Annotated in this window: 16 protein-coding genes and 2 pseudogenes; 8 read left to right on the top strand and 10 right to left on the bottom strand. The window is 36.4% G+C overall.

The window, feature by feature from the left end; all coding sequences use genetic code 11:
* The first annotated feature begins 120 nt into the window (after positions 1–120).
* The 3 genes from BTOYO_RS19115 (at position 121) to BTOYO_RS19105 (ending at position 1,373) form a co-directional block, all read left to right on the top strand.
* Positions 121–930, top strand: coding sequence for a Cof-type HAD-IIB family hydrolase (locus BTOYO_RS19115; protein ID WP_000043172.1), 810 nt, complete (start codon positions 121–123; stop codon positions 928–930).
* 104 nt (positions 931–1,034) lie between these two features.
* Positions 1,035–1,175, top strand: coding sequence for a hypothetical protein (locus BTOYO_RS19110; RefSeq protein WP_000516816.1), 141 nt, complete (start codon positions 1,035–1,037; stop codon positions 1,173–1,175).
* Positions 1,176–1,373, top strand: coding sequence for a DUF3813 domain-containing protein (locus tag BTOYO_RS19105; protein ID WP_000527396.1), 198 nt, complete (start codon positions 1,176–1,178; stop codon positions 1,371–1,373).
* 25 nt (positions 1,374–1,398) lie between these two features.
* Here BTOYO_RS19105 and BTOYO_RS19100 read toward each other — a convergent pair whose 3' ends face one another.
* Positions 1,399–2,256 carry a YitT family protein gene (locus BTOYO_RS19100; protein ID WP_000364440.1) on the bottom strand — a complete coding sequence of 286 codons (858 nt, stop codon included), beginning with the start codon at positions 2,254–2,256 and terminating at the stop codon, positions 1,399–1,401.
* Between the two features lie 100 nt (positions 2,257–2,356).
* Between BTOYO_RS19100 and BTOYO_RS26760 the strand changes: the two genes are divergently transcribed.
* Together BTOYO_RS26760 and prsA are read left to right on the top strand one after the other, a co-directional pair.
* A complete protein-coding gene (locus tag BTOYO_RS26760) occupies positions 2,357–2,488 on the top strand; it encodes a DUF3941 domain-containing protein (RefSeq protein WP_001120851.1) in 132 nt (43 codons plus the stop codon).
* Positions 2,489–2,617: 129 nt separating this feature from the next.
* Entirely contained in the window at positions 2,618–3,475 is an 858-nt protein-coding gene (gene prsA, locus BTOYO_RS19095) for a peptidylprolyl isomerase PrsA (protein WP_001214219.1), read from the top strand.
* A gap of 68 nt (positions 3,476–3,543) precedes the next feature.
* Here prsA and BTOYO_RS28260 read toward each other — a convergent pair.
* The 3 genes and pseudogenes from BTOYO_RS28260 to BTOYO_RS19080 form a co-directional block, all read right to left on the bottom strand.
* Positions 3,544–4,129 (bottom strand): annotated as a pseudogene (locus BTOYO_RS28260) (hypothetical protein).
* A gap of 11 nt (positions 4,130–4,140) precedes the next feature.
* Positions 4,141–4,989, bottom strand: a pseudogene (locus tag BTOYO_RS19085) (RHS repeat domain-containing protein); the annotation flags it as partial.
* 251 nt (positions 4,990–5,240) lie between these two features.
* A complete protein-coding gene (locus BTOYO_RS19080) occupies positions 5,241–6,095 on the bottom strand; it encodes a CvfB family protein (protein ID WP_000281281.1) in 855 nt (284 codons plus the stop codon).
* Positions 6,096–6,325: 230 nt separating this feature from the next.
* Here BTOYO_RS19080 and BTOYO_RS19075 point away from each other — a divergent pair, with 230 nt between their 5' ends.
* Complete coding sequence (locus BTOYO_RS19075; protein ID WP_001040146.1) at positions 6,326–6,817, top strand: YajQ family cyclic di-GMP-binding protein; 492 nt, start codon at positions 6,326–6,328, stop codon at positions 6,815–6,817.
* 39 nt (positions 6,818–6,856) lie between these two features.
* Here the strand turns inward: BTOYO_RS19075 and BTOYO_RS19070 are convergent, their stop codons facing one another.
* Together BTOYO_RS19070 and BTOYO_RS19065 are read right to left on the bottom strand one after the other, a co-directional pair.
* Positions 6,857–7,084: a hypothetical protein gene (locus BTOYO_RS19070; protein ID WP_001169966.1), complete on the bottom strand. Its 228-nt coding sequence runs from the start codon at positions 7,082–7,084 to the stop codon at positions 6,857–6,859.
* A gap of 10 nt (positions 7,085–7,094) precedes the next feature.
* Entirely contained in the window at positions 7,095–8,390 is a 1,296-nt protein-coding gene (locus tag BTOYO_RS19065) for an alpha-amylase family glycosyl hydrolase (RefSeq protein WP_000412004.1), read from the bottom strand.
* A 218-nt stretch (positions 8,391–8,608) separates the two neighbouring features.
* On the opposite strand from BTOYO_RS19065, the gene BTOYO_RS19060 reads away from it, so the two are divergent.
* Positions 8,609–9,841 (top strand): ammonium transporter, encoded by a 1,233-nt coding sequence (locus BTOYO_RS19060; protein WP_001091643.1) that lies wholly within the window; start codon positions 8,609–8,611, stop codon positions 9,839–9,841.
* Between the two features lie 272 nt (positions 9,842–10,113).
* Here BTOYO_RS19060 and katB read toward each other — a convergent pair whose 3' ends face one another.
* The 3 genes from katB to asnB all read right to left on the bottom strand — a co-directional run bounded on the left by katB (position 10,114) and on the right by asnB (position 14,635).
* Positions 10,114–11,580: a catalase KatB gene (gene katB, locus BTOYO_RS19055; protein ID WP_001069169.1), complete on the bottom strand. Its 1,467-nt coding sequence runs from the start codon at positions 11,578–11,580 to the stop codon at positions 10,114–10,116.
* A 57-nt stretch (positions 11,581–11,637) separates the two neighbouring features.
* Positions 11,638–12,597 carry a ferrochelatase gene (hemH, locus tag BTOYO_RS19050; RefSeq protein ID WP_001075095.1) on the bottom strand — a complete coding sequence of 320 codons (960 nt, stop codon included), beginning with the start codon at positions 12,595–12,597 and terminating at the stop codon, positions 11,638–11,640.
* A gap of 190 nt (positions 12,598–12,787) precedes the next feature.
* Positions 12,788–14,635, bottom strand: a complete 1,848-nt coding sequence (gene asnB, locus BTOYO_RS19045; protein WP_000333959.1) for an asparagine synthase (glutamine-hydrolyzing) — start codon at positions 14,633–14,635, stop codon at positions 12,788–12,790.
* A gap of 240 nt (positions 14,636–14,875) precedes the next feature.
* Between asnB and BTOYO_RS19040 the strand changes: the two genes are divergently transcribed.
* Positions 14,876–15,430 carry a DUF2777 domain-containing protein gene (locus tag BTOYO_RS19040; protein ID WP_000616037.1) on the top strand — a complete coding sequence of 185 codons (555 nt, stop codon included), beginning with the start codon at positions 14,876–14,878 and terminating at the stop codon, positions 15,428–15,430.
* Positions 15,431–15,487: 57 nt separating this feature from the next.
* Here BTOYO_RS19040 and BTOYO_RS19035 read toward each other — a convergent pair whose 3' ends face one another.
* Positions 15,488–15,853, bottom strand: coding sequence for a YisL family protein (locus BTOYO_RS19035; protein WP_000233490.1), 366 nt, complete (start codon positions 15,851–15,853; stop codon positions 15,488–15,490).
* Between the last annotated feature and the right edge of the window lie 14 nt (positions 15,854–15,867).

Below are 15,867 nucleotides of genomic sequence, written 5' to 3'. Positions count from 1 at the left end.
AGATGGATATATAGTGAACTTTCCATCTATGGTGGTCTCACCCAGTCTAACCTCTTATTTCTGCATATTAAAAACGGAAATACAGATAGATACAAAAAAATTATTATAAGAGGTGAAATTATGAGTAAACAACATTTAATCGCATTAGACTTAGACGGCACTTTATTAACAGACAACAAAATAATTTCCACTCGAACGAAACAGACAATTACAAAAGCAAAGGAACAAGGGCATATCGTCGTCATTTCAACAGGACGTCCATTCCGTGCTAGTTTTGATTATTATAAAGAACTTAATCTTAATACACCGATTGTAAACTTTAATGGTGCTTACGTGCATCACCCTCTTGATTCAAATTGGGGCACACATCACTCTCCACTTGAGCTAGCAACAGCCCAAGAAATTGTCCGAGCTTGCTTTGATTTCGGCGTAAAAAATATATACGCTGAAGTGATGGATGATGTGTACGTTCGTGAAATTGATGAAGATAAAAAACACATTTTCGAATTTGGTTCTCCAAAGATTTTCACAGGAGATTTATTAAATATTTTAAACGACCATCCGACTTGTTTATTAATTGACGCACACGATGATCATTCCGTTGCAATTCGTCAACATTTAACTGATATGCACGCTGAAGTGATCGATCATAGAAAATGGGGCGCACCTTGGCCAATTATTGAAATTGTAAAAAGTGGATTAAATAAAGCGGTCGGATTGCAAAAAATTTCTAGTCATTACAACATTCCAAAAGAGCGCATTATCGCTTTCGGTGATGAAGATAATGATTTTGAAATGATTGAATTTGCTGGTCACGGTATCGCAATGGGTAATGCAATACCTAAATTAAAATCACTCGCCAATCATACGACATTAACAAATGAAGAAGATGGCATCGCTCTATATTTAGAAGAGGTTCTTGGATTGTAATCTAAAAATTCCCTGCTTATAGTTTCTCGCCAAACGCTCATACTATAATTAGACGCCGAGTTAACGCGTCAATTGTTTTCAGCTAAATAAAGGGGGTTTTTCGAATGGGTAAAAAGAACAAATCAAAACGTTTTATCCAACAAGGAGCCGATGCTGTTATGAAGCATGATGCAAGATTCCCGTACAGAGGTACATTAGCTGAGGCAGAAAAAGCGAGAAGTAACTCTTCTTTTGGAGGGGTTTAAATGGGGAACTTACTATTCCAACAAGCTAGAGATGCTGTTGCAAATGCCGTATCTTGTTCAAGCGGCGCTGAACAACAAGATCTCGTATATACAGCAAAAAACGCTTTGCAATCCGCTTACGCAAACTCTTCAACTGCTGAGAAAGTTCAGCTACGCGAGATGCAGGAGCAGTTGCAAAACATTACGAATTTGCATTAAAAAAGAGGACCAGCTTTGGTCCTCTTTAATCTTTTCGAAACAATCCGAATACCCCGACCGTTTGCAGTATATTTGTGAACGCACCTGGGTCTACTTGTTTAATAACCCTTTCTAATTCGTACAACTCGTAACGAGTAATAACCATCATTAACATTTCCTTATTTTCATTTGTGTAAGCACCTGTTGCAGGTATAGTTGTAATCCCTCTCACTAATCGTGAGTGAATCGCCTTTCGTACGTCTGCACCATTTTTCGTAACGATTAACGCTGTTATTTTCACATGGCGAGTATGGATGGCATCAATAATTCTCGTTGATACATATAAAGTTACTAACGTATATAACGCTTTCTCCCACCCATATACATAACCCGCAGCGATAATAATAATTGCATTAAAAAAGAAAAAGTATGTACCGACAGGTTTATCTTTTATCTTAGATAAAATCATCGCAATGATATCTAAACCACCTGTAGAAGCACCCCATTTTAATGCAACCCCTACCCCAATCGCTGAAATAATGCCGCCAAAAATTGCATTTAGTATAATATCGTTCGAAACCGCTCGAACTGGGATAATTTCTAAAAACAAGGTCATAAATATAACGCATAGAAAACTAAAAAACGTAAAAGCCTTCCCAACCTTTTTCCACGCTAAAATAACGACAGGAATATTAAATAAACTAAACAACACCCCTGTAGATATATGAATAGATAAAAAATCACCTAATATTTGTGATAGTAATTGAGACAATCCAGCAAAGCCACTCGCGTACACTTTCGCTGGTGTTAAAAACAAATTCATTCCAATCGCATTTAATAAACCTGCGATAATTACAACGATTAATTTCTTAATAAGTTCGGTATAATTCAACTTCAAATCCATCTCTAATCCACCTTTACCCTTCATAAATGCACCGCTATACATAGTCTTTACGAAAAAGGAAATGATAAACGTACAACGTTTAGAAATGGAGTTGATACATATGCCACATACGAGTGATAACGACAAAAAAGCTCGCGATAATAATGCAAAACGCACGCAAAAAAATGAGCAAGAGCAAAAAAATATTCAGCAGGGCAAGCGCGCATATTCCAAGAAGACTGATCACCTTTGATCCCATCGTACATCAACATAATTGTTGATGTACTTTTTTTACATTTCACAGGAAAAAACATTAAAAATTCACTTCATGTTCACTTCTATATTCTACAATAGCGATAACATATTCGGATGAGGTGTTAGCATGAGAGGGAAACATATTTTCATTATTACTGCACTAATAAGTATATTAATGCTTTCTGCTTGCGGACAAAAGAATGGATCAGCTACAGTCGCTACAGCAACAGACTCAACCATTACGAAGAGCGACTTCGAAAAACAATTGAAAGATCGTTACGGAAAAGACATGCTATACGAAATGATGGCATACGACGTTATTACAAAAAAATATAAAGTATCTGACGATGATGTAGATAACGAGGTCCAAAAAGTAAAAAATCAATTTGGAGACCAATTCAAAGGATTTTTAGAAAACAATCGTTTAAAAGATGAGGCTGATTTCAAAAATCAAATGAAGTTCAAACTCGCTCTGCATGAAGCCGTTAAGAAAAGCGTTACAGAAAAAGACGTGAAAGACCACTATAAACCAGAAATTAAAGCGAGTCACATTTTAGTAAGCGATGAAAATGCAGCGAAAGAAATAAAGAAAAAACTAGACGCTGGTGCTTCATTTGAAGAATTAGCAAAACAAGAATCACAAGATCTACTATCAAAAGAAAAAGGCGGAGACCTCGGATACTTTAATTCAGGTACAATGGCGCCTGAATTTGAAACAGCTGCCTACAAACTAAAAGTTGGCGAAATTAGCAATCCCGTCAAATCAACGAACGGCTATCACATTATTAAATTAACTGATAAAAAGGATTTAAAGCCTTACGATGAAGTGAAAGACTCCATTCGTAAAAACTTAGAAGAAGAACGTATCGCTGACCCTACATTCAGTCAAAAACTATTACAAGACGAATTAAAAAAGGCAAATATTAAAATAAATGATAGTGAATTAAACGATACATTTTCTCTTATATTTGAGCGGGGAAACTAAAAAAAGCACGGTCTTATTTAAAAAGATAAGACTGTGCTTTTTTTATTTCATGTTTTATTGCTTGTATTCTAGCCTATGATACATTCTTCTGCAAAGCAAACAAATACTTGCTTTTCCGAACGTAAAGATACTATATAATACTCATCTTCAAAATGCCCTACTATATAACCCATTCCCCCCGCCAGTTCAATTGTTTCTTTATTGAAATATACTCTTGTCCGATCAAATTTTATATGTTTTATAATACTCTCTAATTCATTTTCGTTTACTTCCTTTTCAGAGAAAAGGAACATGAGGCTTCCCTCCATACATACAGGAGAAATCACATCGAAAATATCAGTTGCAGGATCATTCTGTTTTATTAAAATTGCGCTCTTTACGGTCGACTTTTTCCAGTTTAACTCTTTTAATTCTTTTTCCTAAATATAATTTTGCACCTTTGTTAATTCTTCTTGAACCCCTTCACAATCCACTAAAAGATATAAATGAAATTTCGACATCATTGTTTCCATAAATTGTTCCATGCTTGTATCAACATCAACTATATATCTATTAATCGTTGATAACCAATTCAAAATTATCATGTTCATCTAACACTAGAAAATATTCGTTATTTTCTGTTGCAGGTTTGTGTATTTCAATATATTTATCCATATTTTCTCCTTATATCCGAATGGATTGGCCGCTGCGATTCCTTTCGCTTCGCTCTTTAGGACGTTACCCCATGCATCATATTCATAGCTTGCGACTATTTGTCCGTCCTTGTCGGTCATTACTATTACGTCACCGCGCGGGTTGTAGTGGTAGTATACCGATTGATCTTGGATTTTCATTGCTAGGCGGACACCGTCTTTGTTGTAAACGTATTGACGGAGGACTTTTCCGTTCCCGCCTGTTTCGTATAGCGGGTTAATGCTGTCACCGTCGTAGAAGTAACGGGTTACTTGTCCGTTTACGTTCTTTTCAATACGACGGTTTTCGTTGTCGTATTTATATGTTGCGAACGGTTTGCCTTCCCCTTTTTTCGTTACAGCAACAAGTTGGTCTGCTTCGTTCCATGTGTATGTGTATTTCCCATCAGATGTACGGTTACCATTTGCGTCATACGTTAACGATTCGTTTCCGAATTTTAGAAGTTGATTTCCTTCGTTAAATGTTGCGATTACTGATTTCGTTTCTTTTCCATTTTCTGTTATTTTCACGCTCGTACGATTGCCAAATCCATCATACGTGTAGTCTCTAACTGTTCCATTTGGTGTAGATTCTTTTAATAATTGATTAATTGGATCGTATACGTAATTTGTTTCCGTTATTTTCCCATCAGAACTTTCATGTTTAATCTTCGTACGGTTTCCTGTTTTGTCATACTCATATTTCTCTAATAGTAGCATTTGCTGTGGTGTTGCAATAGCTAAATCCGATAGTTTCCCTGTTTGATCATAATTATATGTTACACCAGCATCATTCGGTGCGATATACGTACGTACGTGGCCATTCTCATCTGTTTTCATTCTTACAATTAACAATTTAAAGAATTTTCTGGTGATCTTCAATATAAAAACGACAATATTGTGTCTTTTTTCTAAAAATGTATATTTTCCTACAATTTACCATTTTATATTCTTTTTTCCTTATAAATACAGTAAAATATTTGTAGATTAAACGTTTTATTACACCTTATTTACTTTTTATCTACTTTATAATAAAAAAAGAACTATTTTTTCTCTTAAAAATTTAGAGAAAAAATAGTTCTTTTTCATTCACTTTATTTCTTAAAGTAAGTCCAACCTTCTTCTTGGTAAATCTTTTCTTCTTTCATCATTTTACCAAGCGCACGCTTAAACGCAGCTTTACTCATATTGAAACGTTCTTTAATGTCTTCTGGGTGGCTCTTATCCCAAAACGGCATTGCTCCGCCTCTTTCTTCCATATATTCATAAATTACTGCAGCATCATCTTCCATTCCTTCTTCTTTACGAGGAAGAAGTGAAATGTTGATTGTACCGTCATCTTTCACGTCAATAATACGACCTGTTACACGCTCACCGATGCGGACTTGTTCTTTTCTTTCTGTATGGTGTAAGAAAGCACGGAAATGCTCATCAGTTAGTATGAATGAACCAACTTGAAGTGAACGATACACACGTCCATTGACGTTTTTATTACGCATAGATGGCGTCGCATCTACGATAATTTCTTGCATATCACTGTCTCTTGCTGGAAGAGCGATTAAACGATCACGATTCGTTAATTTTAACGTACAATATAATTCGTCGCCTACTTCTGGCCATACTGGCATATAAATCGGGAACTCATCAAGTGGAATTAGTATATCTTTTGATACACCAATATCAACAAACACACCTAAACTAGGAATAACTTCTACAACCTTTACCCAATTCCAATCATGTGTTGTAATAATTGGCTCCTTCATTGTTGCTGAAATACGATTTTGGTGATCAAGGTATAAGAATACATCAATTGTATCGCCTTCTTCAATTTCTCCAGCTACTTCGTTTTTATGTAGGAAAATTTCTTCCTCTTCATTCCCAACCATATATCCGATTTCCGTTTCGCGTAAAACAGTTACCTGTTCAATCGATCCTAATTGCAAATACATATTTTTTAATTCCCTTCTATATATATAAAGTTATCTTTTTTATCATTCCAAACAAAAGTTAATTATAACACGATTTTTCCTTTATTTGTCCAACTGCCCAAAATTCACTATAATAAAGTGAGGTTACATGAATATCAGTATGAAAACACTTAAGTCTAAGCTCGTTTTCAGCTATACTTTAGTATGTACAGTACATAAAAAGATTAGAAATTTATTTGGAGGTGCTAACTATGGCAAAAGATAGTTCTTTTGACATCGTTTCGAAAGTAGAATTACCTGAAGTAACAAACGCAATTAACATCGCATTAAAGGAAATCCAAAACCGATATGACTTTAAAGGAAGTAAAAGTGATATTAAACTAGAAAAAGAAGTACTTGTTTTAACTTCTGACGACGAGTTCAAATTAGACCAAGTAAAAGACGTTTTAATTTCTAAACTTGTAAAACGTAACGTTCCAATTAAAAACTTGGACTATGGAAAAGTGGAAGCTGCGACTGGTAACACTGTTCGCCAACGCGCAACGTTACAACAAGGTATCGATAAAGATAACGCGAAAAAAATTAACAACATCATTAAAGAAATGAAATTAAAAGTGAAAACACAAGTACAAGATGATCAAGTACGTGTTACAGCGAAAAGCCGTGATGACTTACAAGCAGTAATCGCAGCCGTTCGCAGTGCTGACTTACCGATTGACGTACAATTCATTAACTATCGCTAAAAAGAAAACTCCTCTTAATTAGAGGAGTTTTTGTATTTATTAAGAGCAGCACCATATCGCTTTATCAAATGATTTTTTCGGAATATATACTTTATCATTTTCGATTTTGTATTGAATATTATTTTTCTTAAGAGCTGCTGTGTCAACAGAATGAATACTATCACCCCACCGAACAAATTCCCTATCGTCACCGATGTCCCCAAAATACAAACTTACAAATACGATAAGAAAACATGAACATAGAGCGAGCAACTTCTTTTTCTGCAAATATCTCACCTCATCTACGTTTCCTTTTAACCGCAATTAAAAACGCAATAAATAATACGTTCACACCGACGATTAAGGAGATAAATAACCAATTCACACCTGTTTCTTTACTAACAGTATACACATTCGATTCTTCACGCTTTAAAACGAGATAGAACTTCCCGTTTTCTTCTCTTATAATTTCGTCTTCTAACAATCCTCTTAACTGTTGTTTTTCACCAATTGCACTTGCAGGTAAGGAAACTTTTTGTGTTTCTTTCGTATTATTAATTGCTACTAATGTTACTTCATCTTTGTACTTTCGTTTTAATATACTCATTCCATCTTTATCATATAAAAGTTCAAACGTACCACGTCGTAAAGATGGTCTCATTTGTCTAAGTTCGCCAAGCTTTGTTATGTGCTGCATAAACTTTTCATCTGATTTAAAATCCATTAATCGGCGATTATCCGGTACGCTTCCTCCATCTAATGCGATTTCAGTTCCGTAATAAAAATTCGGAATCCCTGGTGATGTTAATAAATAGGTAAGAGCTAGTTTCAAACGTGATGGCGGATAATACATATTTTCTTTTGCGATACGTGCAAACCTTTTTGTTTCTTGATTATCTAAAAACGTAACAAACTCCTCTTCTTTTTTACTCACATCATATAACGATTTCACCGATACATCCGCTTCGGAAAACGATTCTACTATTTTTTCATTGTATTCACTATCTTCTTTTGTCATAATACGAAAATCTTTCTTTATCACTTGCATATCCTTTTGAACGTCACCCCAGAAAGAACGCGGCTTTTTTTCACTATGTATTACATAACTTCCATCTAAATCGACTTCTTTTACCCACCATTTCATCGAGTCGATTACTTGTTGTTCGTTTTCTCCAAATGGAAATTGAAATACAACTTTCATTCCTTTTTCGTGAGCTTCTTTTACAAGCTCTTTCACATCATTTTCTGTTCCGAAATGTTCATTTACTTTTTGAAAATTTCGCACGTCTAATCCATCATACTGTCCACTTTCAAAAAGCGGCGAAAGCATAACAGTCGTAAAACCCATTTCTTTTATATAATCCAGCCTTTTTATAATCCCTCTTATATCTCCGCCCTGATAACCTTCTAAATTAACAACGTCTAACTGCTTGTCATTTTTCGGTTCTCCATTATTGAAGCGATCAATCATAATCGAATATATGACTTCATCTCGCCACTCTCTTTTTTCATCTGCAAAAGTATGTATTGGTACAAACAAAACGACAGCTAAACAAAAACAAATGAATAGGTTCCTAGTCCATATTTTTTCCACACGCATCCCCCAAGTTTTTTAATTGTAAGAATATTATACCAATTATCCAAGCAAATCGCATACGCTGATTTCATTCCTTCAAAAATACATAATGTTAGATTTTCTTACATGATTAATAAATTTTTCTAAAAATTCAGTTGATTTTCACCTCAATTTCGAATATGATATGAAACATAACAAATAATGTAATATTTTCTAACATTATAGGAGGGGATTGAATGAATACGGGAGATACAGTTTTTATGTTTATAACGACAGTAATGGTCATGTTAATGACACCAGGATTAGCACTTTTTTACGGAGGCATGGTTCGTAGTAAAAATGTATTGAGCACAACGATGCACAGCTACAGCGCAATGGCTATCGTCTCAATTCAGTGGATTGTAATCGGTTATTCTTTATCTTTCGGACCAGATTGGCACGGACTTATAGGCAATCTCGATTGGTTCGGCTTAAACGGAGTTACCTACGCACCAAATCCAGACTACTCATCTACTATTCCTCACAATTTATTTATGATGTTCCAACTCATGTTCGCTATTTTAACTCCAGCTTTAATTTCAGGTGCATTCGCTGAAAGAATGCGTTTTTCTGCCTTTCTTATTTTTATTCTTCTATGGACAACACTCGTTTACAATCCCGTCGCTCATTGGGTATGGGGCGTTGGCGGATGGCTAAGAGAACTTGGCGCGTTAGACTTCGCTGGTGGTAATGTCGTTCATATCACTTCTGGTGTTGCTGGTCTTGTATTAGCGATTTTCCTCGGAAAACGAAAAAACATAAACGGTACCTCTCCTCACCATTTACCATTTACGATGTTAGGTGCAGGTTTACTATGGTTCGGGTGGTTCGGTTTTAACGTCGGGAGTGCATTATCATTAAACGACGTCGCTTTAACTGCATTTATTAATACAAATATAGCCGCCGCTGCCTCTGCTCTAACTTGGATGCTATCTGAATGGTTCTTCCAATCGAAACCGACTGCGATGGGAGCTGCTTGCGGGGTTGTTTCCGGTTTAGTCGCAATTACGCCAGCTTGCGGATTTGTTACACCTTTCTCCGCCCTTCTTATCGGAGCAATCGGGGGCGTATTATGTTTCGGTGCTGTCTTCTTCTTGAAAACGAAATTTGGGTACGACGATACACTTGATGCATTCGGATGTCACGGCATCGGAGGAACTTGGGGCGGTATTGCAACTGGACTTTTCGCAACTACTACTGTAAACGGTGATGGCGCTAACGGTCTGTTTTACGGAAACGCAGCTTTACTATTTAAACAACTTGTCGCAATCGGAGCAACATATGCATTCACAATTATAATGACATACGCCATTATTAAAGCGATCAACTACTTCCTCCCTGTTCGGGTAGATGAGCACGAAGAACATATGGGACTTGATATTTCGATGCACGGTGAGAAGGCTTATGAGTATACTGAGCGAGTGAATTAAAAAAGAGATGCAATCTACTACTAGTAGATTGCATCTCTTTTTATTATACTGTCGGTGGTATACCCTAGTTGGTATATTCATGAATATATCAGCGATTATTCGGATATATCGACGATTTTTTAAATATATCAGCGATTCTTTCATTATATCGACGTTTCGACACAAAATATCGATTTACCAACAAATTCCGACATGATGAAAACGAAAAATACCCCGTGTAAAGCTTATTTTACACATAAAAAGACGACCGAAAACCGGTCGTCTTTTTCTATTTATTTCGGAGCATTCCCTACATATTGCGTAATATCAACATTTAACGCTTGAGCTAAACGCATACCGTACTCTTGATCTGCACGGAAGAAGTTACAAACAGCTAATAATTTCGTGCGCTCATTTACGTCTTTTAAGTCGTTTGTTAAGTTTGCAATTAAGTTATCTTGCTCTTCTTTAGAAAATGAACGGTAACGCTCCCCTGCTTGTTTGAAGTCATTTGGTTTCTCAATTTTTTCACGAGATACGTAGCCTTCTACTTTCATAGTTGAATCGCGGTAAGTTGGATCTTCAACCGGATTTTCCGTATGACGGCTCGGTTCGTAGTTTACCGTAGATGGGTTTTGATTTACTTGCATTGCACCATCACGTTGTTGGTTATGAACAGCTGCATATGGGCAGTTTACAGGAATTTGTAAGTAGTTTGCACCAAGGCGATAACGCTGTGTATCTGGGTAAGAGAATAAACGTCCTTGTAATAATTTATCTTCAGATGGTTCAATACCATTTACAGTTGCACTCGGAGAGAACGCCACTTGTTCTACTTCCGCGAAGAAGTTTTTCGGATTACGATTTAACGTCATTGTTCCTACTTCCATTAATGGGAAACGATCTTCGGGCCATACTTTCGTTGGATCTAGTGGATCAAAGTCTAAAGAATCCGTTTCATCTAGTTGCATCACTTGTACGTGTAAATCCCACTTCGGATAATTTCCTTTTTCGATTGCATCGAACAAGTCACGAGTTGCATGGTTGAAGTCTTTCCCTTGCACTTCTTGCACTTCTTTTGCATTTAAGTTACGTACACCTTGCTGTGGTTTCCAGTGATATTTAATATAGACGATTTTACCTTCTGCATTAATCCATTTAAATGAATGGACACCGAAACCTTCCATTTCACGATAACTCGCTGGTGTACCGTAATCAGAAAATACCCACGTCATCATATGTGTAGATTCCGGACTTAACGTCATGAAATCCCAGTAACGATCTGGCGTTTGAATGTTTGTATCAGGTGCTGGTTTTAAAGAATGCACCATATCAGGGAATTTAATTGCATCACGAATGAAGAAGACTGGTAAGTGGTTACCTACGATATCGTAATTTCCTTCTTCTGTATAAAATTTAACAGCGAACCCACGTGGATCACGAGCTGTTTCCGGAGAACCTTGACCATGAATAACCGTTGAGAAACGAACAAATACAGGCGTTTCAGTTCCTTCATTTTGTAAAAATGCGGCTTTCGTATATTGCTTCATGCTGTTTTTCGTTACGAATACACCGTGAGCACCTGCACCACGCGCATGCACAACACGCTCTGGAATACGTTCACGATCAAAATGTGCAAGTTTTTCTACTAAATGATAGTCTTCTAACAATACCGGTCCACGGCGACCAGCTGTACGAGAGTTTTGATTATCTCCAACTGGAGCACCTTGGTTTGTTGTTAAGCGATTATTTGGATTCATCTGGGGATCCTCCTCTTTCTTCCGTAGTAATTATTATTTATTTAAAATTATTATAAACTAATTATTATTCAAAACTAAATCTTTGTCAACTATTCCCTTCATTTTTTTGGAAACAATTTCAGCTAAACAATCAATAAATACAGGTTGTGCATTTGGCATATTCGGTCTAAAATATTGGGCGTTTAATTCATCCGTTACAACCTTACATTCATAGTCGTTGTCATATAAAACTTCTAAATGCTCTGCCACAAATCCAACTGGGCAATATACGAAAGATTCATATCCATGCTCTTCAAATAAATCTCTCGTTAAATCTTGCACATCTGGTCCAATCCATGGGTCTGGTGTATTTCCTGCACTTTGCCAACCAATTGTATAGTGCTTTACACCTGCTTCTGTAGCAATTAAATCTGCTGTTTGCCGTAATTGCTCTACGTATGAGTCACCTGCTGCAATAATCTTCTCTGGTAAACTATGCGCCGAAAAAATTACGACTGCTTTTTCTTTATCTTTAACTTTTGTAAACGTTTCTTTTATTTGATCTGCCCAATAGGAAATAAACTTCGATTCGTCGTACCATTGTTCAATTGGTTCAATAACAGGGCCACCAATTTTTTCCGAAAGACGAATCGCGCGTTCATTATACGCTTTAATGCTGAATGTAGAGTAATGCGGTGCTAATACGATACTAATCGCATGCTCAATCCCATCTTTCTTCATCTCTTCTACTGCGTCTTCTATAAATGGTGCAATATGTTTTAATCCTAAGTAACAAGTAAATTCATACTCTGTAAATATATTATTCATTGAATCCGTTAATTTATGCGCTTGCTCTTTCGTAATTTTCGCAAGCGGTGATATTCCACCAATTGCTTTATAACGCCCGATTAAATCTTGGAGCGCTTCTTCTGTTGGCTTACGCCCATGACGGATATGTGTATAATACGCTTCTACATCATCCAATGACTCCGGCGTTCCATACGCCATTACGAGTAAACCTATTTTTTTCTTTGCCATCTATTTCACACCTCAATTTTTGAAAATGAGAATCTTTTTCAAGAACGTTTGTTTCCAATTATAACAAGCAATAATAAGTACGTCAAAATAATAATTCTAAATAAATATTATTTATAAGGTGGTTTTTAATTTTATATGACAATTTATTTAATAAAAAAAGCGGCTCACGTACATGTAAGCCGCTTTTTTGCTATTCTTTAATATTTACCCCATACTCTTTAAACCAAACGTGAATTTGTGCTAAATGAGCTAGAAGTTGCGGCCCAGTCATTAATTGACCGAACCAAGGTGTTTGGAATGCACTTCCGCCTGAGTGGATTAATCCATTCAATTGCTCTTTATCAAACAATTCATGCAAAATTGAGCCTTTATCCGTTAATAAATCCTGTAGCCATACTGTTACCGCTTTTGTATAATGCGGGTTATGCGTTTTCGGATAAGGACTCTTCTTTCTATATAAAATGTCATGTGGAAGTATCCCTTCTAAAGCTTTACGCAATAGACCTTTTTCGCGGTTTTCATACATTTTCATTTCCCAAGGAATATTCCACGCATATTCGACAAGTCGGTGGTCCGCAAATGGAACGCGCACTTCTAAGCTTGCTCCCATACTCATGCGGTCTTTTCTGTCTAATAATGTTGTCATAAACCATACCATGTTTAAATAAAATAATTGTCGTCTCTTCGCTTCTAGTGGGCTTTCTCCCTCTAAAATAGGAACTTCTTGAATGGATTCTTCATAGCGCCTTTGTACATATTGTTGTAAATTTAATTTACTTCTCCATTCTTTCTTCAGAAGTTGTTCACGTGCTTCTGTAGAGCGCATCCATGGGAATGCACTTGATTGTAAATCATCTTCTCTATAAAACCACGGATACCCACCGAAGATTTCATCTGCACATTCTCCAGATAAACCGACGACAAAGTCTTGTTTAATTTCGCGGCAAAACCATAATAATGAGGAATCGATATCTGCCATACCAGGCAAATCACGAACGAGCACCGCTTCTGTTAAACACTCTGCTAGCAGTTCATTTGAAATGACGCAACGATGGTGAGTCGTTTGAAACGTTTCAGTCATTAAGTTAATAAACGGCGCATCTGAATTGGGTTGGAATGCATTTGCTTTAAAATATTTTTCATTATCTTCATAGTCAATAGAATACGTGTGTAATGGCCCTTTCCCTGATCTTTCATATTCTTTTGCGGCAATTGCTGTTATAGCACTTGAATCTACACCACCTGATAAAAAAGTGCATAACGGTACATCAGAAACGAGTTGCCTTGTAATAGCATCTTGTAATAAAAAGCGTGTTTTCTCTACTGTTTCTTCAAAGGAATCTTCATGTTTTTTACTTTCTACATTCCAATATCTCCATATACATAAACCATTTTTTGAAAATGTCATTGCGTGGCCCGGTCGTAATTCTTTTATACCAGCATAAATACCGTGACCAGGCGTTCTAGATGGTCCGAGGCCGAATATTTCTGATAACCCTTCTAACGTTACTTCAGCCTTCACATCAGGATGCGCTAGTATCGCTTTTAACTCTGAGCCAAATAGTAATCGTCCACTATCATATTTATAAAATAGCGGTTTTACACCTAATCGATCTCTTGCAATAAATACTTGTTCTTTCCGTTCGTCCCATACAGCAAACGCATATATACCGTTTAAATGATCGACACATTCTTCTTTCCATTCAATATACGATGCTAATAATACTTCCGTATCAGAATGACCTTTGAACGTATATCCTCTTCTTAAAAGTTCCTTTCGAATGTCTTCCGTGTTATAAAGTTCGCCGTTATAGCAAATTGCATAATTCACTTCATCCTTTAAACAAGTCATCGGCTGTTTACCACCCTCAGGGTCAACAACGATTAACCGTTTATGCCCAAACGCGACATTACCCTTAATCCAAACTTTATTATCATCTGGGCCACGCTTCGCTAACGTCTCAGCCATCTTCATAACGACGGCCCTTTCTCCTTCTAATGAGCGTTTATAATCCACCCATCCTGTAATCCCGCACATATAAATCATCCTTCCATCTTATTACTTTTCCTGAACGTGCAGTAATCCCCACTCTAAAAGTGCGGATACAAAAAAATGACAAACTTGACGATAACCTACCATCCGTATACGGAATAGTAATTTCACTCAGTAAAACGTGTTTTATTGTATGCCCACCTATGTCCGGATGTGTCTAGTTATAAAGAACGCGCGAACTGTCTATAACAAGAATAACTACTTTTCATAAAGGAGAAATCGTGTATGATACAACGTAAACATATTTTATATAACCAGCCTCGTGCTCATTCAGTCGGTAATGTAGAATATATAAACAATGAATGGGTATTCTTTGATGATGAAAATGACGAAGCATTTTTATTAGAAGATATTGCCGAAGATGGCTTTGAGGTTTTATATAACAACAACTGGCTACCAGCTCGTTTTTATGAACAAAACATATTGCAAATCGCAAATGAACAACATCCCCTCCAAAACGGGGAAATGATACGCATTCGTAAAAAATTACTCCTTAGCTATCATGAATGGCTTGAGGAATTACCCGATTCTGTTTTTGCGTTATTAACAGAATCATTGCAATCACTTCATTACTCTCTATATGATTGCATGTATTGCCATAATTATTTATCCTTCTTACCGAAAGAGGAAGCATGCGAGGGAGTAAATATTCTTTTATTTGATAATGAAGAGATGATCTGTACACTGCAGCACCATTTCGTTCGTCACTCTTCTTCAAATAAAAATATTTTCCGTTTTACGAAAGTAAATGGAGAAGAGTTGCATATCGATGCGACATAAAAATAAAAACCACCGTATCCCCCAAACATTTGAGAGATACGGTGGTTTTATTTTTTATTAGAATACTTGCCAACCAATCGGTAATTTCAGTCCAAGGTAAAATACCGCTACTAGTGCGACAATAAATAATCCCCAAACTGCCCCTGTTGCCTTATTCTTGCTCATTTTCACAAGAACCATTTCCATTCCACCGATAACTAAAATACCAGCTATCATTTTTAAACCGTACCACATGTGCATGTTACTTGTTGCAGTCTTCATAATACCCATGTACAACATGAAACCTGTCACAATAATGATAATGTACATAAGACGAAGCCCCATATGTACACCTTTCCCTTTTCTTCCTGCTGAATAAAGTGAATACGCAACGAAGAATAAAATTAAACCTAACGCCCATGCTGTAATATGCATATGTACCATCGTATCCCCTACCT

The organism is Bacillus toyonensis BCT-7112, assembly GCF_000496285.1.
Classification (GTDB): domain Bacteria; phylum Bacillota; class Bacilli; order Bacillales; family Bacillaceae_G; genus Bacillus_A; species Bacillus_A toyonensis.
The sequence above is the reverse complement of the archived record's forward strand: the minus strand, read 5'-3'. Positions and strand labels throughout refer to the sequence as shown.